Raw genomic sequence first — 22,201 nt, 5'->3', positions numbered from 1 at the left:
CATATATGTAAAATAAACACAGTCTGAAAACACTATTAGAACATCGGTCAGCCTGTTAGGGAAATGACTATAACGAGGTCAAAATGAGCAAAGAAATTAAAGCACAAGTTGTCGTACTTGGCGCCGGCCCTGCTGGTTACTCTGCCGCATTCCGTTGTGCAGATTTAGGTTTAGAAACAGTTATCGTTGAACGTTACAACACACTTGGTGGTGTATGTTTGAATGTGGGTTGTATCCCATCAAAAGCCTTGCTTCACGTAGCTAAAGTTATCGAAGAAGCAAAAGCGATGGCCGCTCACGGCATCGTATTTGGTGAGCCTCAAACTGACATTGATAAGATCCGTTTGTGGAAAGAAAAAGTAGTAACACAACTGACTGGCGGTCTTGGCGGTATGGCTAAGATGCGTAAAGTAACGGTAGTTAATGGCTTTGGTAAATTTACCGGTGCTAACACGATTGAAGTGACTGCTGAAGATGGTAATACAACAATCAATTTTGATAATGCGATTGTTGCTGCTGGTTCTCGTCCAATTAAACTGCCATTCATCCCACATGAAGATCCTCGTATTTGGGATTCAACGGATGCACTTGAGTTAAAAGAAGTACCTAAGAAACTGCTTATTATGGGTGGTGGTATTATCGGTCTAGAAATGGGTACGGTTTACCATGCTCTGGGTTCTCAAGTTGACGTTGTTGAGATGTTTGACCAGGTTATCCCAGCTGCGGATAAAGATATCGTTAAAGTTTATACTAAGCGTATCAAAAACAAGTTTAACCTAATGCTTGAAACGAAAGTGACAGCAGTTGAAGCGAAAGAAGATGGTATCTACGTTTCAATGGAAGGCAAAAAAGCACCAGCAGAAGCTGAGCGTTATGATGCTGTTCTTGTTGCTATCGGCCGTGTTCCTAATGGTGCGTTATTAGACGCTGAAAAAGCAGGCGTTGCTGTTGATGAGCGTGGTTTCATCAATGTAGATAAGCAAATGCGTACTAACGTACCTCATATTCACGCTATTGGTGATATCGTAGGTCAACCTATGCTTGCTCACAAAGGCGTGCATGAAGGTCATGTTGCTGCTGAAGTTATTTCTGGTAAGAAGCACTACTTCGATCCTAAAGTGATCCCTTCAATTGCTTATACTGAGCCAGAAGTCGCTTGGGTTGGTAAAACAGAGAAAGAAGCAAAAGCTGAAGGCATCAACTATGAAGCTGCAAGCTTCCCTTGGGCTGCATCAGGTCGTGCAATCGCTTCAGATTGTGCTGATGGTCTTACTAAGCTTCTTTTTGATAAAGACACTAACCGCGTCATTGGTGGTGCTATTGTTGGTACTAATGCGGGTGAGCTTCTTGGTGAAATTGGCCTTGCAATCGAAATGGGTTGTGATGCGGAAGATATCGCACTAACTATCCATGCTCACCCAACATTGCATGAATCAATTGGTATGGCTGCTGAAATCTATGAAGGTTCTATTACTGACCTTCCAAATGCAAAAGCAGTGAAAAGAAAGAAATAATTTCTTTTAAATCATTAGAGTTTATATCTAAAAAAACCGCTGAGTAATCAGCGGTTTTTTATTAGCTATTTCTTTAATTCTGAATATTATTTATAAATACACAGCATATTTAAGAAGCAATTAGCCGTATCTTCAAGATCTTCTGCAGTATTATTGCGATTTGCTTGAATAAACACGGAATAACAGATGCCATGAAGCATTTTTGTTAAATTCTCAGGCGTATGATCATTGCATACTTCGTTTCGCTCAATACCTTCAGAAAACATAGTGTGAATAACTTTTTGATTATTTACATGTGTGCTTAAGAAAAGAGGCCATACTTCTTCACGAGTAGAGGTACTCCATTCAAACCACACTTTAATCCACTTATTGTCTGAATGAACAGTATCGATAATGTTCATTAAAAGAGCATGAAGATTTGAACGAACATCAAGTTCAAGAGAGATAGAATCTTTAACGAATTGATGAAATTGTTCTTCTACTTTATTTAATACATCATCAACAAGATCTTCTCTTGTTGGGAAATAATTAAATACCGTTGCTACTGATACTTGTGCAATTTCTGCCACATCAGCATGGCCGCCACGGCCAATACCACGTTGTGAAAATACTTCAATTGCGATATCCAGCAATTGTTCTTTACGCTTTTCTGGAGATAGCCTTGTTCTAGGCCTTTTTTGGATCGTATCCATTTTATTATATCCTTGCCAACAAATTATTATTTTATATGGGGTTTTATTATTATTATGCTCAATAACTTTACATAAGGCTGTTTATATATTCAACAAGTATTCACCTTATCAATTAAAAATATGACGGGCTTAAAGTTTATTTATAAAAAATTGCAATGGTTTACCGTATAAATCGTTTTTATTTGAATTGATTTTATAAAACCAGGCAGTTAATCCTAAAGTGGTATAAAAAACTTTTGTAATTCGACACATGTCATTCGTGGTTTTGTTGTAAACTATAGAGGTCTAAATCCTACCGAGGGTAGGTTCAACGAATAAGTGAGATGGTATGAAACATACAGTAGAAGTGATGATCTCTGAACAAGAGGTAAGTCAGCGAGTTAAGGAATTAGGCCAACAAATATCTGAGCATTATAAAGCATCAGAAGGCCTAGTAATGGTTGGTTTATTACGTGGTTCATTTGTATTTATGGCCGACTTAGCTCGTGCTATTGAAGCGCCTATGACGGTTGATTTCATGACTGCATCAAGCTATGGCAATAGCATGGAAAGCACTCGTGATGTTCGCATCTTAAAAGATCTTGATGATGATATTAAAGGAAAAGATGTTTTATTAGTTGAGGATATTATTGATACAGGTAATACCTTGAGTAAAGTATGCGAGATCTTATCTATTCGTGAGCCAAACTCGATTGCTATTTGTACTTTACTTGATAAACCTTCTCGTCGTGAAGTTGATGTTAAAGTGGATTGGATAGGCTTTTCTATTCCGGATGAATTTGTTGTTGGTGTCGGTATCGACTACGCACAGAAATACCGTAATTTACCTTATATTGGTAAAGTGGTACCTCAATAATAAATATATAAGCAAATTATTAAAGGTGGAAGATACATCAGTATTTTCCGCTTTTTTATTATCTATAGAACGGCTGATTATAATATATAGCTAAAAATAGGGCTGTTTGGATATATACAAAATATTTACTAAGTAAATAGCCAAGTTAATTCAATACATCAGTGTGTTTATTTTGTTTTATTTTTGCTGATGATTTGTGCTTGATTATTAATCGCTAACGGTTACAATTTAATCGTAAATCAAATTTACAACTTACCCATTTATAGAATTAATTTTAAGTTTTAGGAGGTCAACATGACAGTTATTCATTCATACAAAATATGTTGCACCACCACTTTATCGTTTACGCCTGTTAACGATCTAACGTTATAATTAATTCGTAACCTTCTTGGCTGCGAGTATTGCGGCTATCTAAGAAGGTGCATTCCTATCTTGATTATTTAGTCGCGTTATTTCTAGCCATATTTTGGAGAAATATTATGCGTCATTCATTATATCTACGTTTAGCTACTTTATTAATTAAAGCCGATTTTTCACGAGAAGAGCGTGAGTGGAAACGAAGTGTTCGCAAAGCTCAGTATGAAATCCCATGGGGAAATGAGTATCTTTTAAAAGATATAGGATTGCATCTTGATGGCCGAACTATTAATGATCTTGAAGTTCCTGCCATTAAAACTGAACGCCAAATCCGTCATCTTCGCCGACTCATACGCTTGAGAATAGCAACGTAATAAAAAGCCAGAGGAAAAGTAAAATTTCTCTGGCTAACTTTCTTGATGATAAGATGCAAATTTATTTGTTTTTTATCATCATTTATTCACAATTAGTTATTACAGACATTGCGGCTTGGTAGGATATTTCCAATGATTCTCGACTATGACCTTTAACACCAAGATCATTTAACACACCATCTCCCATACCATAAACAACCCCATGAACTTGAACATCTTGCCCACGTTCCCAGGCGGTTTGCATTACCGTGGAATTACCGACGTTATACACTTGTTCTGCAACATTGATCTCACATAATTTATCTCCCCATTTTTCACGAGGAATTTGACCAAATACGGTTCGATGCTTTAAGTATAAATCTCTAATGTGAAGTAACCAGTTATTGATTAATCCTAATGGAGGATTGTCGATCGCAGCGTTTACACCACCGCAGCCATAATGGCCACAAACGATAATGTGTTTGATTTTTAGTACGTCGACGGCATATTGCAACACGGATAAGCAATTTAAATCGGTATGAATTACTTGGTTAGCCACATTACGGTGAACAAACAATTCTCCTGAATGAAGCCCGGTTAAGCGCTCTGCTGGAACTCTACTGTCTGAGCAGCCAATCCATAAGAAGCCTGGGTTTTGTCCTTCTTCAAGCTGGGTAAAGTACTCAGGACGTCCCGCCTTAATTGATTTAGCCCATTTCGAATTGTTTTCAAAAAGCTCTTTAATTTCTGGCATTTTAAATTTTTCATCCCTTAAATACATAAGAAGAAAGGGTTTTACCTAAACTTCTTTCTGTTAAAAACGTCAACAGGTTTATTTACTATACACAATGTTACAATTTCAAGCTGCTAAAAAATGGCTCTAAAAGCACTCATCTGAGGAGTAGAAGCTTTAAATAAGGTACTTTACGGCGTCAATTAGATGAATCGGACATAAGGAAACCGGATTGGTTCTAATTAACTGTTATGAGCGATGAATAACATTTGCTAAATTAACAGTCTTAATCTTTAGTTCATTGTTTATAAAAACAAATAACATAATAAAGTGGCCATTATTTATTACAGGGAGTGATTTGTGTTTGGACAACGATTTGAAAATTTAAATATAAAAGGTGATTTGTTTGGTGGTGTTACCACGGCCATTATTTCATTGCCATTAGCGTTAGCATTTGGTGTTGCTTCTGGGGCTGGAGCTGAAGCGGGTCTTTGGGGCGCGATAATGGTTGGTTTCTTTGCTTCCTTGTTTGGTGGTTCTTCAACATTGATCTCTGAACCTACAGGGCCAATGACAGTGATCATGACAGCTGTATTAACCAGTATGGTAGCAAAGTATCCAGAGTCAGGCATTGCGATGACTTTTACTGTCGTAATGATGGCGGGTGCTTTTCAAATATTATTGGGAACATTAAAACTAGGTAAGTACATTACATTAATGCCTTATAGCGTGATCTCTGGGTTTATGTCTGGCATTGGTATTATTTTAATTATCTTGCAACTCTCTCCGTTATTAGGTCATGCCGCCCCTGCGGGTGGTGTTCTTGGAACCCTTCGTGCTTTACCTGAAACATTAAGTCATTTAGATATAAAAGAGCTGTTCCTTGGCTTATTAACGCTTGTGGTTTTATTTCTTTTTCCAGAAAAGTATAGGAAGTTTGTACCTGCACAGCTAGTTGCTTTAGTTGCTGTTACTCTTATCTCAATCATTATTTTTGATATGGATTCTATTCGCCGTATTGGTGAGATACCTGCCGGTTTACCTTCTATTGTTATTCCCACTATTAATAGCGATATGTTTATGACAATGGTGATTGATGCACTTGTTCTGGGAACATTAGGGTGCATTGATACGTTATTAACCGCAGTTATCGGGGATTCTTTAACTCGTAAAGAGCATGATTCTGATAAAGAATTACGAGGCCAAGGTTTAGCGAATATGATCTCTGGGTTATTTGGGGCTTTACCGGGGGCAGGAGCAACAATGGGAACGGTAACGAATATTCAAGTTGGCGCTCGCTCTCCTTTGTCTGGTGTATTTAGAGCTGCAGTACTGGCTTTAGTCGTATTAGTCGCTGGTGGGTTAACAGAACCGATTCCAATGGCGGTATTGGCCGGTATTGCGGTTTATGTTGGTTTTAATATTCTTGATTGGAGTTTTATACAACGAGCACATAAAGTCAGTTTTGCGGGCATGGCGATCATGTATGGCGTAATGCTATTGACTGTATTTGTGGATTTGATTGTAGCTGTTGGTCTTGGTGTTTTTATTTCAAACATCATCATTATCGAAAGGTTGAGTCGTGAGCAAGCAAGGAAAGTTAAAGCGATTAGTGATGCAGATGAAGATGATGTGCCTTTAACGGACAGTGAAAGAGCGTTACTTGATAAGGCAAACGGAAAAGTATTGTTCTTCTATCTATCTGGCCCAATGATATTCAGTGTATCAAAGGCGATCTCACGTCAACATAGTAGTATTTCTGACTATGAAGTGATGATCTTAGATTTAACTGATGTGCCGATGATTGATGTCACGGTTGGTTTAGCATTAGAGAATGCAATTAAAGATGCGTTAGATGCAAATTGCCAAGTGTATTTATTGTGCCCGAATGAAAATACGAGGATGCAGTTGGAAAAATTCCATATCTTAGAATTAATTCCAGAGCAAAAAACGTATTCTTTTCGTTATGAAGCACTAAAATCGGCTGTTAAACAAGTCTCGCCCAGCCAGAATTAAGCTTATGCATTACACTTTAAAAATGGTTGAATATTATATTTAGCCACTTTTCATTTATATGACTTATTTTTTGATGTTTAGGTGTGATTAATATTAGATTGCTTTGATTAATCGCAACCATGCAATTGCATTAATCGTCATTCAACGATAAGCTTATTGTATTAATAGATGCTAATCTAAGTGATGGGTAAAATATGTACGCATTAGAAATAGAACAATTAAGAAAAACCTATGCCGGAGGCTTTGAAGCGTTAAAGGGCGTAGATTTAACTGTTGAACAAGGTGATTTTTATGCCTTGTTAGGACCAAACGGGGCGGGTAAATCAACGACTATTGGGGTTATTAGTTCACTTGTGAATAAAACCTCAGGCCGAGTTAAGGTGTTTGGTTATGATATCGATACCCACCTAGTTCAAGCAAAACAACAGATAGGCCTAGTGCCTCAAGAGTTTAATTTTAATCCATTTGAAACCGTGCAGCAGATAGTCATACAGCAAGCTGGATATTACGGTGTATCTCGAACTCTTGCTAAAGAGCGAGCCAAAAAATACTTATCGCAGCTTGATCTTTGGGATAAAAAAGATGAGCGTGCGCGTAATTTATCTGGTGGTATGAAACGTCGATTAATGATTGCTCGCGCTTTAATGCATGAGCCAAAATTACTCATCCTTGATGAACCAACCGCAGGTGTTGATATTGAACTTCGTCGCTCTATGTGGGAATTCTTAAAGCAAATTAATGAACAAGGTGTCACTATTATTCTGACAACCCATTACCTTGAAGAAGCCGAAATGCTGTGTCGCAATATTGGTATTATTAATAAAGGTGAAGTGATTGAAAATACGTCAATGAAACTGCTGCTTAATAAACTTCAAGTCGAGACCTTTATTTTAGATTTAGCTGAAGATAGCGTTATCCCTAAACTTGAGGGAGCAAAAGTAACCAGCAGTAAAGAAGGCTCGATAGAGGTCGAGATCGATAAATCTCAAGGGTTAAATTATCTATTTGAACAATTAAACCATCAGGGAGTTAACGTACTTTCTATGAGAAATAAAGCCAATCGATTAGAAGAATTATTCGTAAGCATTGTTCGTAATGGAGAGGCTAAGTAATGATGAATTTATATTGGACCGCATTTAAAAGTCTTATTTCTAAAGAGATAAATCGATTTACTCGTATCTGGGTACAAACACTAGTTCCACCTGCGATCACAATGACTCTTTACTTTATTATTTTTGGTAACTTGATTGGCTCTCGAATTGGTGAGATGAGTGGTTTTAGTTATATGGAATATATTGTTCCTGGTTTGATCATGATGTCAGTGATAACTAACTCTTACTCTAATGTGGCTTCTTCATTCTTTAGTGCTAAATTTCAAAAGAATATAGAAGAGTTATTAGTTGCTCCTGTACCTAATTACATCATTATTGCAGGCTTTGTTGGCGGTGGTGTTGTGCGTGGATTGTTGGTTGGAGCTTTGGTTACTTGTGTATCACTATTCTTTGTTGATATTCAAATAGCACATCTTGGCGTAATCATGTTAACGGTATTAATGACATCCATTGTGTTCTCTTTAGGAGGGCTCATTAATGCTATTTTTGCGAGAACATTCGATGATATTAGTATTATTCCTACTTTTATTTTAACGCCATTAACGTATTTGGGTGGGGTGTTTTATTCTATTAATTTACTGCCTGAGTTTTGGCAAGGGGTATCAAAATTAAACCCTATCGTTTATATGGTTAACGCTTTCCGTTATGGTTTTTTAGGTGTGTCAGATGTTGGTATCGGCACTGCGTTTACTGTTTTAATAGCATTTATTATTGTTCTGTATGCGATTGCACTGCGTTTAATATCAAAGGGTACTGGATTAAGAAGTTAGAATTATCATTTTAAAAAAGGGCTGATGATCAGTAATCATCAGCCCTTTTTAATATATTGATAGAGTAAGTGTTATTCTTCTGTATCTTCTTCACTTGGCGTAATATGAAGTTCAACAACCAAATTGTCGATAAGTCGAACTTGACCAAGGAATGCTGCCATTAAGATGACCGCTTGAGTTGTTTCTTCTGTTGGCTCTTGTAATGTTCGTGCATCGCGAATAAATATTTCATCTGGCAGTAGATCTGCTGCTCGCAATTGGTCACTTGCATCTTCAATTAGAGAGACGTAATCATTGCGACCACCGCGCATTTGACTGCTGATCCAACGCATTGTACGGGCTAAAACGGGTGCACGCTGACGTTCATTTAATGTCAGAAGATTATTGCGTGAGCTCATCGCTAAACTGTCCATTTCTCGAACAGTAGCAACACCAACGATGTTGATATCTAAAGCCATGTCGATGACCATTTGGCGGATAAGCGCCAGTTGTTGGAAATCTTTTTCACCAAAACAAGCGACATCAGGCTGTACGATATTAAATAATTTATTTACTACGGTAGAGACACCTTTAAAATGCCCAGGACGAGAAGCCCCTTCTAAAATAGTTGAGATAAAAGGAACGTCAACAGTAGTTTGTTTATCTAACCCTTCTGGGTACATTATTTCTGGTGTTGGAGTGAAAAGCATATCGACTTTTTCAGCGGTTAGCTTTTCAACATCCTCATCAATCGTTCGAGGGTAGTTCGTTAAATCATCCGTGTTGTTAAATTGCATTGGATTAACAAAAATACTCGCAATTACAATGTCTGCATGTTCACGAGCTGTACGAACAAGAGTTAGATGACCTTCATGTAAATTACCCATGGTAGGTACGAAAGCAATACGTTTTCCTTCGCGCTTCCACGTTTTAATCTGCTCACGTAATGGCAGAATTTCAGAAAAAATGTCCATTACGTTTCCTTAATTAAATGTATGTTCGGCAGCAGGGAAGATACCTTGCTCAACATCTTGAATATATTTAGTTACTGCTGTACGCATATCCCCCATTTCTGCTAAGAAGTTCTTAGAGAATTTAGGCATATAATTAGCTGAAATACCAAACATGTCGTGCATTACCAGAATCTGACCATCGGTAGCATTACCTGCACCAATTCCGATCACAGGAACAGTACATGCTTTAGTAATACGCTCTGCAAGCGAAGCAGGAACACATTCTAATAAGATGATTTGAGCCCCTGCTTTTTCAAGAGTCAGAGCGTCTTTTAGCATTTGGTTTGCTTTTGCTTCATCACGACCTTGAATTCTAAAACCACCAAAGATATTGACTGATTGAGGTGTTAAACCAAGATGTGCACAAACAGGTACTGCGCGTTCAGCAAGAAGTCGAATTGTTTCAGCAATCCATTCACCACCTTCTATTTTTACCATGTTAGCACCAGCTTGCATTAGCTTAGCTGCATTCTCACAGGCTTGTTCAGGTGTTGCGTAGCTCATGAAAGGCATATCAGCCATTAATAAGCTATTTGGACTGCCAGCACGTACACAGCGAGTGTGATAAGCTATCTCTTCGGTAGTTACTGGCAATGTGTCAGATTTACCTTGTAATACCATACCTAATGAATCACCAACTAATAAAACAGGCATTTCTTGCTGTTCAAATAGTTGCGAGAAGCTAGCATCATAAGCGGTTACTGTTGCAAATTTACGACCTTCTTGCTTCCATTTCATTAAGTCATGTATAGAGATTTTTTTCATAAAACTTCCTTACTGAAGCGATTACTCTTGCCAGATAGCCAAGCCATTTCTATCTACTTTTTTCAGTAGTTGAGATAGGGTTGTGCCATCAGGAAGGGTTAAATTATTATAAATTTCTGCCAGAGGATAAAGAACAAACTCACGTTCTTTCATACCATAATGAGGTACTGTTAATCGCTCATTGTCGATCGTTTGATCGCCAAATAGAATAATATCAAGATCAATAGTTCTTGGGCCCCAACGCTCATCTTTACGAACCCTGCCTTGTTCTAGCTCGATCTTTTGAGTGAGGTCAAGTAGATGCATTGGTGCAAGGTTTGTTTCAATTTCAACAACTGCATTAATGTAATCAGGTTGGTCTTGAGGTCCCATAGGAGAGCTACTATACAATGAAGATACGGCAGTCACGATAGAGTCAGGCAATTGATGAAGTGCTTCAATCGCGATTTTTGCCTGTTCTACTGGTTTTCCAAGATTACTCCCAATTGCAATAATTACTTTGATCATGAGTCGTTATTCGCTCTTTTTTTCTTACGATAAGGGCTACGACGCTTTTTAGTGCCAGTAGTTCGGCCACCATTTAACCCTTGGATCATATTATTACGGTGTGGCATTGGAGCATCTTGGAATTCTGTCCACCACTCAGCTAAGGCTTTCACTTCTCCACCTTCTACCGTTCCTCGCATTTCTAAAAAATCATAGGCGGCACGGAATTTTTGCTGTTCAATCAGAATGAAAGCGCGTTTGCCGTTTCGGCGAGGTAAGCGAAGCTGGAGTTGCCAAACGTCACGAATAGTTGCTGTAAGTCTTCGTGGAACGGCGGTGCTTTTTACTTGAATATCAAGCATGATATTAGACGCTTCCATAATGGATTCGTAGTGATCATACTTTGGATTTTCATCTTGAATTTCTTGTGCTTTTACTGTTAATGGGTACCACAACATAGCGGCAAACATAAAGGCTGGATTAACACGTTGGCCACTATTAATTCGTTTGTCTGTTGAGTGTAATACAAGTTCAATCATTCGCTCTGTTTGACTATTACCTTCCTGTGTTAAGAAAGGGGTCAGCGCAGGAAATAGCTGCTGAAATAAATTAAATTTACGCAGCATATAATAGGTATTTACCCCTTTACCTGCTTGCAGTAATTTTAATGATTCTTCAAATAAACGTGCGGCTGGTATGTCTTGCAGTAAGGGGGATAACTCAACCATAGGCTCTGCGGTTTTCTCACAGATTGTCATGTCTAATTTAGCGGCAAATCGAACTGCTCTGAGCATTCGTACCGGGTCTTCTCGATAACGAGTCTCAGGATCACCAATTAAACGTACAAGACCGTTATTTAAATCTTCAATACCGTTGGCATAATCGTGAATCGAGTAGTCTGCAATGTTGTAATACATAGCATTAATTGTAAAGTCACGACGTTGTGCATCTTCTTCTACAGTGCCATATACATTATCACGTAGCAGCATTCCCTCTTTGGATTGAGATGAAATGTTGTTTTTTTCAGACTCTTCTTCTTTATGGTGACCACGGAAGGTTGCAACTTCAATGACATCTCTGCCAAAAAGAATATGAGCAAGACGAAATCGACGACCGATGAGTCGACAGTTTCTGAATAGTTTTTTGATTTGCTCTGGAGTGGCATTGGTTGCAATATCAAAATCTTTAGGTTCTTGACCTAGAAGAATATCTCGCACACCTCCACCTACTAGATAGGCGTCGTATCCAGCATTGCTTAAACGGTAAAGTACTTTTAGCGCATTATCACTTAAGTCTTTACGTGAAATGTTATGTTCTTGGCGTGTTATAACGTTCAGTTTCAAATCCTCTGTTGAGCAGATTTTACTGTTGTTTTTGAGTAAATTACGACAAAAACGGGCAACTTGATTAAAGATAATTTACCTCGATATTCAAGTGAGCAGTCAAAAATAGGCGCACATCATAGCTTAAATTGAAGGTTTTGAGAATGGGGTAGTAATCTCGAGCCCAGTTGGAAGCTGTTTTAGTTGCCAATTTTTGATTGCCCATTGAAAAATTTCATTCAATGTGGCGGTTTCTATGTCCTTTGGTAAGGAAAAGCCTAAGAATTGTAACGCAGCAAGTAATGTTGGTTTTGGTGCTGCATTATCGATCGCAGGTGCATAGTTTTGTTTTGACAGTTTATTCCCTGAATCATCAACAGCAAGTGGTAAATGAAGATAACTGACTTCTTTTTTACCAAGTTGGCGATAAAGTGATATCTGACGTCCCGTTGGTTCAATTAAATCAGCCCCTCGAACCACTTCAGTAACACCTTGGTCAATGTCATCCAGTACAACGGCTAAATTATAAGCAAACAAACCATCTCGACGCTTGATGATAAAATCCTCATGGGCGAGTTGTGATGGTATTTGAATGATGCCATGTTTGATATCAGAAAATGATTCAACAGGATGTTGCATAGCAAGGCGTACAGCCGAATTTTTTTCTGGGTGCTGCAAATGTTTACAGTGCCCTAAATAAAAACCACCGTCTTCTTTGACTTGTTTACGAGTACACTGACAAAAGTACGCATTGTTTTTATCAATCCAGTGATCTATTTGGGATTGGTAAATATCATGTCGTTGGCTTTGATACACAATGTCACTGTCCCATTCAAATCCATAATCCTCTAAGGTTTGAATGATTAAATCTGATGCACCAATGACCTCTCTAGGTGGGTCTAAATCTTCAATACGTACAAGCCATTTGCCTTGTTGAGACTTTGCTTGTAAGTAACTCCCTAATGCTGCAACAAGGGAACCAAAATGCAGGGGACCTGATGGTGATGGCGCGAAGCGACCTATGTATTGAGTTGTCATAGTATTTCACAGTATAAACGTAAAAAAGGGAGCCTGCGCTCCCTTCTTTGATGACACTAATTGGTATTAGCCTGCCATTTGCTTTTCTTTGATTTCTGCAAGAGTTTTACAGTCAATACAAAGATCAGCAGTTGGACGTGCTTCTAAGCGACGAATACCGATTTCAACACCACAAGAATCACAGAAGCCGAAATCTTCATCTTCAATCTTGCTAAGTGTTTTTTCAATTTTTTTAATTAGGCGGCGTTCACGATCACGGTTACGCAGTTCTAAACTAAATTCTTCTTCTTGAGCAGCTCGATCAACAGGATCTGGGAAATTAGCTGCTTCATCTTTCATGTGGTTCACTGTGCGTTCAACTTCTTCCCTAAGTTGACTACGCCAAGCTGCTAGAATCTTGGTAAAGTGTTCGATTTGGGCTGGGCCCATATACTCTTCACCGGTTTTTTCCTGGTAAGGTTCAACACCAGCGATAGCTAGGATACCTAGCGTTCTTTTTGTATTGCTCTCTGGCATTACAGCTTCTCCTAAAAACATCTTTGACTCTCACTAGCCAAATGAGGGCGCTATCTATAACAGAAAGAAAAGGGGCAATCAAATATTCAATTCATCAATTGAGACTTAGTAACAAGAACGTAGCACTTTTCTTAAAAAGAATGTAAATATTGCTTATTTAAAGCAACTAAATACAAAAAGGCAGCTCGCGTACGATCTTCATCTCTTTTGACGACATCTCGGCTTGGTAGCAGAGAACGGTAACCCCATTTTCAATCGCATCAATTAATAAAGAATAATATTGTTGGTCTATATGGTGTGCGATTGATACTTTTTCAATCCCTGAATGCAAAATTGCGAAAAATAATATCGATTTTTTGCCATTTTTTGCCATTTCACTCAATTCTCTAAGGTGTTTTTGACCTCGAGTGGTAACTGAGTCTGGAAAATAACCTTGTCCAGCTTTATCTAATAAGGTGACGCTTTTCACTTCAATATAGCAGTCAGGTAATGAATCTTCACTAAGGAGTATATCAATACGACTATTTTCAGAACCATATTTTACTTCTGTTTGCAGTGTATTGTATTCATTTAGCTCACCAATTTGTTTGTTTTTGATGGCTTCGATAACTAATTGATTCGCTCGGATGGTATTTACGCATATTGTGTGATTATTTTCTGTGACGCTTAACTCCCAACTATTAGGATATTTACGTTTTAGATTACTAGATGTCGAAAAAAACACCGTATTTCCAGGGGTTGCACAGCCAGTCATTGCTCCTGTATTCGCACAGTGGATAGTTCGCTCGCTTTTATCTGGTAATTCAATGTCGGTTAAAAAGCGTTTATAGCGTTTAATTAACACTCCAGATTCTAATTCAGGTTCAAATTTCATTTAACTACTGTTTTTTTGTACAATGGTTTAATTCGAGATAATGCCATAAGGCGAAACCATTGTCACAGTTACCTATTGAAAGAGTGATCACGTCATTAATTGAGGGATTACGTCACCATTCTCAGATTATTTTAAAAGCATCGACAGGAGCAGGTAAATCCACTTATTTGCCTTTAATGCTATTAAAAGAGAATGTGATTGAAGGTAAAATTATTATGTTGGAACCTAGACGGTTGGCTGCGCGAAATATTGCTAATTATCTAGCCTCTCAGCTTGGTGAGTCAGTCGGTGAGCAGGTGGGCTTTAGGGTGAGAGGTGAAACTAAGGTTAGTGCTAATACCCGTTTAGAGATCGTCACCGAGGGAGTTATGACTCGAATGATCCAGTCCGATCCTGAATTATCTGGGGTGGGATTACTAATTTTTGATGAATATCATGAACGTAGCTTACATGCTGATACTTCTTTGGCATTTGCTCTGGAAGTACAAGAGGCTTTAAGAGATGATCTGAAATTACTGGTGATGTCCGCAACATTAGATCAAGAAGCACTGCAAGGTTTATTGCCTAATGCTGTGTATTTAGAGTCGGATGGTCGGTTATTTCCTGTTGAGACGTCTTATGTGCCCTTGAAAGCGAACCAACGAATAGTAGAAGCAACGGAGTCCGCAATTCGAAGAACTCTCATCAATGAACCTGGTTCTATGCTCGTTTTTCTGTCGGGTGCTGGAGAAATTAAGCAGTTAGAAGAACGATTGAGCGATCTGCCGTCAAATATTGTTATAGCGCCTTTATATGGTCAGCTTGATCCAAAAAAGCAGCAAGAAGCCTTAAAACCTGCATTAAAAGGGCAGCGTAAAGTTGTATTATCCACCAATGTTGCAGAAACAAGTCTGACAATTGAAGGTATTAGGATCGTTATTGACAGTGGCTATGAGCGTAAAGCAACGTTTAATACTAAAACAGGTATTACTAAATTAGAACAAAAGCGGATAGCACAATCATCAGCGGAACAAAGAAAAGGCCGAGCTGGGCGATTAGAACCAGGGATCTGTATTCGTCTATACAGTGAATCTCAATATCTACAACAAGCCTTAATTCAGACACCAGAAATTGAATCTTCCGACTTATCTTCTTTAATATTGGAGCTTTCTACGTGGGGAGTCTCTAATCCTCTGGACTTACAATGGTTAACACCACCACCAAATGCAAACATTCAACAAGCTCGATCTTTGTTATGCCAGTTAGAGTTTATTGATAAGCAAGGTCAACTTACGACTTTTGGTGAACAGTCGCGGCAACTAGGGCTTGAACCTAGACTTGCGGCTATTGCTTTACAAGCTCAAAAGCACTCTATTGAGCATTTACATACCGCATTATACTTACTTCCTCTTATTGAAGAGCCAGCAAAAGCTATTTCGTCAAAAGATCTGAGTTTTCACCTTTCACTATTATTGGCAGGAAAGTACCCAAAACAAGCTTATTATCTACAACGAGTTCAGCGTTTAGCTAAGTCACTTTCTATAAAAGAAAATATACGTAAGGTATCTCTGGATCTTATTGGTGACATTCTTGTTTATGGTTTTCCTGACAGATTAGCGATGGAGAAAGGATCAATAGGGCAGTTTCAGTTAGCAAACGGGCATGGTGTTCAATTAGATGAACTTGAATCTATTGCTCAAAGTGATTATTTGGTCGTAGTCGATCTATTAAAAGGGTATCAAAATCGAAGTTATGTATTCCTAGCTGCTTCATTATCTAAATCATCATTAATGAAGAATGCGTCCCATCTAATTTTTGAGCGTGAATACGTCGATTGGGATGAAAAATTGGGCCGAATGATTGCCGAAAAACGTACTTTTTTAGGTAAATTAATTCTTGAAAGGAAGGGAATAAGTTCACCTGACCCTGACAAAATATCTTTTGCGTTACTTAGTATGCTCAAACGAAAAGGGTTGACGTGTTTAAATTGGAATAAAGACGTTCAAGCTTTGCATTCTCGCTTGTTGTGTTGTGCTGAATGGTTACCTGAAATTACTCTACCGTTGATGAATGAAAGTGAACTACTTAATTGTGCTGATGAGTGGTTATTGCCTTTTATGACGGGAATAAAAAATGATAAACAATTAAAAACAGTCAATCTAATTGAGGCATTGGAGGCGTATGTCGGTTGGGATAAGATTAAAATGGTTAATGAGTATTTACCGACACATTATACATTGCCAACAGGAACAAGAGCTAAGATCTGCTATGAGTTGCAATCTGACCCTAAAATTTCAGTTAGAATGCAAGAGGTCTATGGTGAGGCTCAAACACCATTATTAGCTCAAGGTAAAAAGAAGCTCGTTATGGAGTTATTATCTCCAGCCCAAAGACCACTGCAAACGACGAGTGACCTGGCCGGATTTTGGCGAGGTTCATACAAAGAAGTACAAAAAGAAATGAAAGGGCGCTACCCCAAACATATTTGGCCAGATGATCCTGCGATTCATCAAGCAACGAAAAAGACAAAACGTCACTTTAATTAATTCCTTAACTTTAAAAGATCTCTCATGGTTGATAAGAAAAAAGCACCAGCAAAGGCTGCGCCGAAAAAAACAACAGAAAAAAAGAAAGCGCCGGCTAAAAGAAAAGCGACGACTAAAAAGAAAGCGCAACCCACTCGAGCATTTTGGAAGAGCTTACTGCTCTTAGGTTTTAAACTGAGTTTAGTTGTTTTGGCTATTTTAGTTATTACCGGTATTTATTTAGATACGGTAGTTAAAAAGCGTTTCGATGGTCAATTATTTAGTTTACCTACGGTCGTTTATAGTCGTGTATTAACATTATCTCCAGGACAAAATATTACTTTGCAGTCTGTAAAGAAAGAACTGGATTTATTGAAGTACCAGAAGGTAAGTCAACCTCAACGTTCAGGAGAATATTCATCATCCTCGACTAAAATAGAATTGATTCGTCGTCCTTTTGAATTTCAACAAGGGCCAGAGCCTGATCGTCATGTCATGCTGTATTTCAACGCTGATGGATTGCAAAAAATTGAAAATAGAACCGCCAAAAAGCAGATGGGCTTTTTACAAATAGAACCTCAGTTTTTAGGGATGCTAGATGCGGATCATGATCAACAGCGTTTGTTCTTACGAAGAGAGCAATTTCCGGAAGTGATGGTTGATGCGTTATTAGCGACAGAAGATAGAGATTTTTATCAGCACGACGGTGTTTCGCCATTAGCAATAGTGCGTGCTGCTTTAGTTAATGCAAAAGCAGGAAGAACCGTTCAAGGTGGGAGCACTCTAACTCAGCAATTGGCAAAAAACTTATTTCTATCTAGTGAGAGAACGTTATGGCGTAAAATTAGAGAAGCTTATCTTGCTCTTATTTTAGATTATCGTTACAGCAAAGATCGTATTTTAGAAGCGTATTTAAATGAAGTATATCTAGGGCAAACCGGTGGCGAGGCGATTCATGGATTTGGGTTGGCAGCTCAGGTCTATTTTGGTCGCCCGATAGAGGAACTAAGGATCGATCAGCTTTCGATGTTAGTTGGTATGGTTAAAGGACCATCTTATTATAATCCGATGCGTTTTCCTGAGAGAGTTAAAGCGCGTCGAGATTTAGTTCTACGTCTTATGATGCAAGAGGGTATTTTATCTCCTCGTCAGTATGAGATGGCAGCTAGCCGTTCTTTAGATGTAAAAAAACGAGCGACGATTGCAACAAGACAGCCCGCCTATTTTCAGCAGTTGAAATGGGAATTAAAAGAAAAGGCTGGAGATGCTTATCAAAAAGGAGAAGGTTTACGTGTATTTACAACGCTTGATCCTTTGTCTCAACAAAAAGCAGAGCAAGCTGTAGAAAGAAAGATCCCGCAGTTGGAGAAGCGTGCAGGTAAAGGCTTGGAAGCTGCTATGGTGGTGGTTGATCGTCAAAGCGGTGAAATTAGGGCTATGATTGGTGGTAGCCGTACTGGGTTTAATGGCTTCAATCGTGCAATAAATGCGAAACGTCCAATTGGGTCTTTAGTGAAACCTGCTATTTATTTATCGGCATTAGAAAGTCCTGATAAGTTTTCACTAGCGACAACATTAGATGATAAAGCGATTTCATTAAAAGGCAGTAAAGGGACAACGTGGACACCTCGAAACTTTGATCGTAAATTTAGAGGCGAAGTTCCTTTATATTATGCACTTTCTCATTCATTGAATGTGCCTACTGTAAATTTAGGATTAATGGTTGGCTTGAGTAAAGTAACCGATACCTTGGTTAAGTTAGGCGTAGATGCTCAAGAAATTAATCAAGTACCAAGTATGTTACTAGGCTCACTTAACTTATCTCCATATCAAGTGGCTCAAATGTATCAGACTCTGGGGAATGGTGGTAAAAAGGCAAAATTAACTGCGTTGAAGGCCGTGGTCGATAATGATGGCATTTTACTTTATGAAAACTTTCCAAGGTCGTCTACTGTTGTTCCAAAACAAGCCGCTTGGCTTACTATTTATGGTATGAAAAAAACAGTAAGTGAAGGTACAGCAAGGTTTTTGAACAGTCAGTATAGTTGGGCCGGTTTAGCGGGTAAAACGGGAACAAGTAATGATTCTCGAGACAGTTGGTATGCAGGCATTGATGGCCGAGAGGTTGTCATTACTTGGCTTGGTCGTGATGATAATAAACCCATGAAATTGACTGGTTCTAGTGGGGCATTAAGGGTATATGCTGATTATCTTAGTTTACGAACGCCTGAAGCGTATAACTTACCTTGGCCCAAGGAAGTAACTACAGCTGGTTTTGATTTAGAAAATAACAAAACGTTAACTCCAAACTGTCGAGGAGATGTAAAGCTGCCTATTTGGGATAAGCAAGGTCAATATAAAGCTGAATGTGATAAAAAGAATACACCAGCGGCCTGGTTAACGAATATTTTTGGTTTTTAAGATTCACTATTTATTATTGATATAATAAGGCTAATTGCGAATAGAAGTGATATTTGATGTTGTCTATCAGTGTTTTGATTAATGAAACGTTATAAAAACAAAGATTCAGTGCATATTTTCATCAAACAAACTTTTATTTGTAATTATAGGTTGACCTAAAGACGTAAAAGCCGTTTAATACACCTCGTTGCCCGGATAGCTCAGTCGGTAGAGCAGAGGATTGAAAATCCTCGTGTCGGTGGTTCGATTCCGCCTCCGGGCACCATATTAAATTGTTGGTGCTTAGTAAGATATAAACACGAGCAATAAAAAATTAGTGTGCCGACTTAGCTCAGTAGGTAGAGCAACTGACTTGTAATCAGTAGGTCACCAGTTCGACTCCGGTAGTCGGCACCATTAATTCTCTTAATGAGACGCAATACCTGTTCCCTTTTAGTTCAGTTGGTAGAACGCCGGACTGTTAATCCGTATGTCGCTGGTTCAAGTCCAGCAAAGGGAGCCACATTTAAAAGCCTCGTCAGAAATGACGAGGCTTTTTTCGTTTAAATTAGTTTGATTGTCTGACGGTTCATGACGCTGATTAAAGTCAGATAACACTTATCTTGATTCTGTATATTTAGAGATAAAAAAGCATATAGGATATATGCTTTTTTATTAAGTATTATGTATAGGTTAGCTTTTTACTCGAAACTTGTTTAGCCATACTTCTAGGTCGTCAGCAAGCTCAGTTAGTATGTAAGTACTTTCTGTGCTTTCAGCAACAACACGCGCTAATTGTTGCCCACTTTCCTCGATCATATTGACTCGTTGGGTGATATCTTCACTAACATGTTTTTGCTCCTCCGATGCATTTGCAATTTGATGGCTCATACTTGAAATTGACTCAAGAGCGGTAACTATTTGTTGTAAAGCATCTGAAGCATTTTTAGATTCAGAAACGGTACTCTTACTTGTTTCGGCACATATTTCCATTGTTGAAATGGCGTTACGGGAACCTTCTTGCAAGTTCGATATCATTTGTTGTATTTCTTTGGTACTACCTTGGGTTCTTCCTGCAAGATTGCGTACTTCATCTGCGACAACTGCAAATCCTCGACCTTGCTCTCCAGCTCGTGCAGCTTCAATTGCAGCATTTAAAGCAAGTAGATTTGTTTGCTCCGCAATGCCTCCAATAACATCAAGAACTTTAACTATACTATTAACTTCACTGTCTAGTTCAGCTACAGCAGTACTTGCGGTATTAAGCTGTTCCGCTAATCCTTCAATATTATAAACTGTGGCATTAATTAACTTTTGAGTGCGAACACTTTGTTTATCTGCATCATCTGTATTCATTGCGGTTTGCTGTGCTGATTCTGCTACGTTATTTGCAGAGGAAGCCATTTCAGTTATCGCAGTGGCAATCATCTCGGTTGATTGGTGCTGGCTTTCTGTTAATTGACTCACCGATCCTGATCTTGAATGTACGTCTGTTAGTTCTGCTTTTAAAGCTAACATTGACTGAGTTAAATGTTGAACTAATTCAGCTAATGAAAGGTTCATTGTTTGAACTGCGTGATAAATACTGCCTTCAGTTGCTTTAGTATCAAATTGAGTAACGATCTCTCCAGCTGCTACTGTTTGTATAGCGGCATGTACCTCTTTTGGTTCCCCGCCTAATAAAGAGATCATGCGTTTCATCGATATCATTAGAATACTAAAAATTAAACTAGCAATAATAAAAGCCAATCCAAATTGCCATTGAGCTGTAGACCAAAAACGTGCATTTACTTCAGTTTCGCCGATACCGGTACCCACGATCCAATTCCAGTCTCTTGTCTTTTCTGCAATAGATAGCTTTTTATCAATACTGCCGTCAGGCATTTTTAATGACCAAGTATATTCAGCGATGCCATTTGGCGTTTTAGATATGGCGTCATCTAAGATTTGTCCAACACTTTGACCTTTACTATCTCTAAACTCGTGAAAACTTGTGCCATGAAGTTGAGGATCAAGAGGTGCGGCTAAGAACATTAAATTCTCATCAGCTACGTAAACATATTCGTTATCTTTATAAATATTATTACGTAAGATAGTTATAGTGAGCTCTTTCGCTTTATTTTCTTCAATTCTTCCTTCTCTTACCATTTCTTCCATGTTGGCAATCAAATTATAAGTGGTTTGAAAAAGTTCTGTAACTCTAGCCTTATTATCGATGGTGCTAGCTACTCGTAATGTCCATAAGCCACTCGCTGTCATTGTGATCAGAGAAAATAAAATAATGGCAGCAAGAACATATGATTGTGTTTTCAACTTCATGTCGTTTGTCCTAAATATAATGATTATCCTTAAACTACTAGATCGACCGATAGATAAATAACTTTAAGGAATGCTTTTCTATTACTTAATACCTCTGCCTTATATAACACTAAAGGGGTGCAGATCTAGACCTAAATCATGATTACCTTTGGTTCTATAAATAAAGCATGTCTTCGTAAATAGTTGTTTTTAATTACTCTTGCTTTGAAATTGAGATTATTTGAATATTATCTATGCGAAACTTACGTTTTTTGATTGTTTTTCCTTCGTTTTAATTGAAATTAGGCTTTAATTTAATAAAAGGCTTGCCAATGTAATCTAACTCTCTATAATGCGACCTCACTGACACGGAGAGCCCATCCCATAAGGGGTTTGCAATCAGAGTTAGTAAGGTGGTTTAGAATTTAAGTTTCAAATAAGTGCTTGACACTGAGGCTTAAATAGATAAAATGACCGTCCTCTTCACAGAAAGGCGAAAACGCTTTGAAAGTAGAAGAAAAGCTCTTTAACAATTTGAAACCTATTAATCTGTGTGGGCACTTGTGAGTTGATAATCACTAGTTTGCTTTTACTTCTCGAAGT

Annotated in this window: 18 protein-coding genes and 3 tRNA genes; 11 read left to right on the top strand and 10 right to left on the bottom strand. The window is 38.3% G+C overall.

Going from position 1 to position 22,201, the window contains the following annotated elements:
• Positions 1-83 precede the first annotated feature (83 nt).
• Positions 84-1,514, top strand: coding sequence for a dihydrolipoyl dehydrogenase (gene lpdA, locus A6E03_RS17645; protein ID WP_065601412.1), 1,431 nt, complete (start codon positions 84-86; stop codon positions 1,512-1,514).
• An 86-nt stretch (positions 1,515-1,600) separates the two neighbouring features.
• On the opposite strand, the gene A6E03_RS17640 is transcribed toward lpdA, so the two are convergent.
• Positions 1,601-2,206 carry a TetR/AcrR family transcriptional regulator gene (locus A6E03_RS17640; protein ID WP_065591347.1) on the bottom strand — a complete coding sequence of 202 codons (606 nt, stop codon included), beginning with the start codon at positions 2,204-2,206 and terminating at the stop codon, positions 1,601-1,603.
• A gap of 328 nt (positions 2,207-2,534) precedes the next feature.
• On the opposite strand from A6E03_RS17640, the gene hpt reads away from it, so the two are divergent.
• Positions 2,535-3,062, top strand: coding sequence for a hypoxanthine phosphoribosyltransferase (gene hpt / locus A6E03_RS17635; RefSeq protein WP_065591346.1), 528 nt, complete (start codon positions 2,535-2,537; stop codon positions 3,060-3,062).
• Between the two features lie 479 nt (positions 3,063-3,541).
• Positions 3,542-3,793 (top strand): DUF1127 domain-containing protein, encoded by a 252-nt coding sequence (locus A6E03_RS17630; RefSeq protein ID WP_065591345.1) that lies wholly within the window; start codon positions 3,542-3,544, stop codon positions 3,791-3,793.
• An 82-nt stretch (positions 3,794-3,875) separates the two neighbouring features.
• On the opposite strand, the gene can is transcribed toward A6E03_RS17630, so the two are convergent.
• The gene (gene can, locus A6E03_RS17625; protein WP_065591344.1) at positions 3,876-4,526 is read right to left on the bottom strand and encodes a carbonate dehydratase; all 651 of its coding nucleotides are present in this window, start codon (positions 4,524-4,526) and stop codon (positions 3,876-3,878) included.
• Positions 4,527-4,865: 339 nt separating this feature from the next.
• Here can and A6E03_RS17620 point away from each other — a divergent pair, with 339 nt between their 5' ends.
• From A6E03_RS17620 to A6E03_RS17610, 3 genes are all read left to right on the top strand, one after another.
• Positions 4,866-6,521, top strand: a complete 1,656-nt coding sequence (locus A6E03_RS17620; RefSeq protein WP_065591343.1) for a SulP family inorganic anion transporter — start codon at positions 4,866-4,868, stop codon at positions 6,519-6,521.
• A gap of 194 nt (positions 6,522-6,715) precedes the next feature.
• Positions 6,716-7,633, top strand: coding sequence for an ABC transporter ATP-binding protein (locus A6E03_RS17615; RefSeq protein ID WP_065591342.1), 918 nt, complete (start codon positions 6,716-6,718; stop codon positions 7,631-7,633).
• Positions 7,633-8,403, top strand: coding sequence for an ABC transporter permease (locus A6E03_RS17610; RefSeq protein WP_065591341.1), 771 nt, complete (start codon positions 7,633-7,635; stop codon positions 8,401-8,403). Before A6E03_RS17615 ends, A6E03_RS17610 begins: the two co-directional genes overlap by 1 nt.
• A gap of 71 nt (positions 8,404-8,474) precedes the next feature.
• Here A6E03_RS17610 and panC read toward each other — a convergent pair whose 3' ends face one another.
• From panC to sfsA, 7 genes are all read right to left on the bottom strand, one after another.
• Positions 8,475-9,356: a pantoate--beta-alanine ligase gene (gene panC / locus A6E03_RS17605; protein ID WP_065591340.1), complete on the bottom strand. Its 882-nt coding sequence runs from the start codon at positions 9,354-9,356 to the stop codon at positions 8,475-8,477.
• Positions 9,357-9,365: 9 nt separating this feature from the next.
• Complete coding sequence (gene panB / locus A6E03_RS17600) at positions 9,366-10,160, bottom strand: 3-methyl-2-oxobutanoate hydroxymethyltransferase (protein WP_065601411.1); 795 nt, start codon at positions 10,158-10,160, stop codon at positions 9,366-9,368.
• 21 nt (positions 10,161-10,181) lie between these two features.
• Positions 10,182-10,667 (bottom strand): 2-amino-4-hydroxy-6-hydroxymethyldihydropteridine diphosphokinase, encoded by a 486-nt coding sequence (gene folK, locus A6E03_RS17595; protein ID WP_065591338.1) that lies wholly within the window; start codon positions 10,665-10,667, stop codon positions 10,182-10,184.
• The gene (pcnB, locus tag A6E03_RS17590; RefSeq protein ID WP_065591337.1) at positions 10,664-11,989 is read right to left on the bottom strand and encodes a polynucleotide adenylyltransferase PcnB; all 1,326 of its coding nucleotides are present in this window, start codon (positions 11,987-11,989) and stop codon (positions 10,664-10,666) included. The genes folK and pcnB overlap by 4 nt, the downstream gene beginning before the upstream one ends.
• Positions 11,990-12,112: 123 nt before the next feature.
• Entirely contained in the window at positions 12,113-13,006 is an 894-nt protein-coding gene (gene gluQRS / locus A6E03_RS17585) for a tRNA glutamyl-Q(34) synthetase GluQRS (protein WP_065591336.1), read from the bottom strand.
• A gap of 66 nt (positions 13,007-13,072) precedes the next feature.
• On the bottom strand, positions 13,073-13,522 hold the full coding sequence (gene dksA, locus A6E03_RS17580) for an RNA polymerase-binding protein DksA (RefSeq protein ID WP_065591392.1): 450 nt from the start codon (positions 13,520-13,522) through the stop codon (positions 13,073-13,075).
• Between the two features lie 166 nt (positions 13,523-13,688).
• Complete coding sequence (gene sfsA, locus A6E03_RS17575) at positions 13,689-14,396, bottom strand: DNA/RNA nuclease SfsA (RefSeq protein WP_065591335.1); 708 nt, start codon at positions 14,394-14,396, stop codon at positions 13,689-13,691.
• Between the two features lie 59 nt (positions 14,397-14,455).
• Here sfsA and hrpB point away from each other — a divergent pair, with 59 nt between their 5' ends.
• The 5 genes from hrpB to A6E03_RS17550 all read left to right on the top strand — a co-directional run bounded on the left by hrpB (position 14,456) and on the right by A6E03_RS17550 (position 19,823).
• A complete protein-coding gene (gene hrpB, locus A6E03_RS17570) occupies positions 14,456-16,921 on the top strand; it encodes an ATP-dependent helicase HrpB (protein ID WP_065601410.1) in 2,466 nt (821 codons plus the stop codon).
• 24 nt (positions 16,922-16,945) lie between these two features.
• Positions 16,946-19,321, top strand: a complete 2,376-nt coding sequence (mrcB, locus tag A6E03_RS17565) for a penicillin-binding protein 1B (protein ID WP_065591333.1) — start codon at positions 16,946-16,948, stop codon at positions 19,319-19,321.
• Positions 19,322-19,510: 189 nt separating this feature from the next.
• A tRNA-Phe gene (locus A6E03_RS17560) sits at positions 19,511-19,586 on the top strand.
• A gap of 55 nt (positions 19,587-19,641) precedes the next feature.
• A tRNA-Thr gene (locus tag A6E03_RS17555) sits at positions 19,642-19,717 on the top strand.
• Between the two features lie 30 nt (positions 19,718-19,747).
• A tRNA-Asn gene (locus A6E03_RS17550) sits at positions 19,748-19,823 on the top strand.
• Positions 19,824-19,993: 170 nt separating this feature from the next.
• On the opposite strand, the gene A6E03_RS17545 is transcribed toward A6E03_RS17550, so the two are convergent.
• Positions 19,994-21,619 carry a methyl-accepting chemotaxis protein gene (locus tag A6E03_RS17545; protein ID WP_065601409.1) on the bottom strand — a complete coding sequence of 542 codons (1,626 nt, stop codon included), beginning with the start codon at positions 21,617-21,619 and terminating at the stop codon, positions 19,994-19,996.
• Positions 21,620-22,201: the final 582 nt, after the last annotated feature.

This window comes from Aliivibrio sp. 1S128, assembly GCF_001691065.1.
Taxonomy (GTDB): domain Bacteria; phylum Pseudomonadota; class Gammaproteobacteria; order Enterobacterales; family Vibrionaceae; genus Aliivibrio.
The sequence above is the reverse complement of the archived record's forward strand: the minus strand, read 5'-3'. Positions and strand labels throughout refer to the sequence as shown.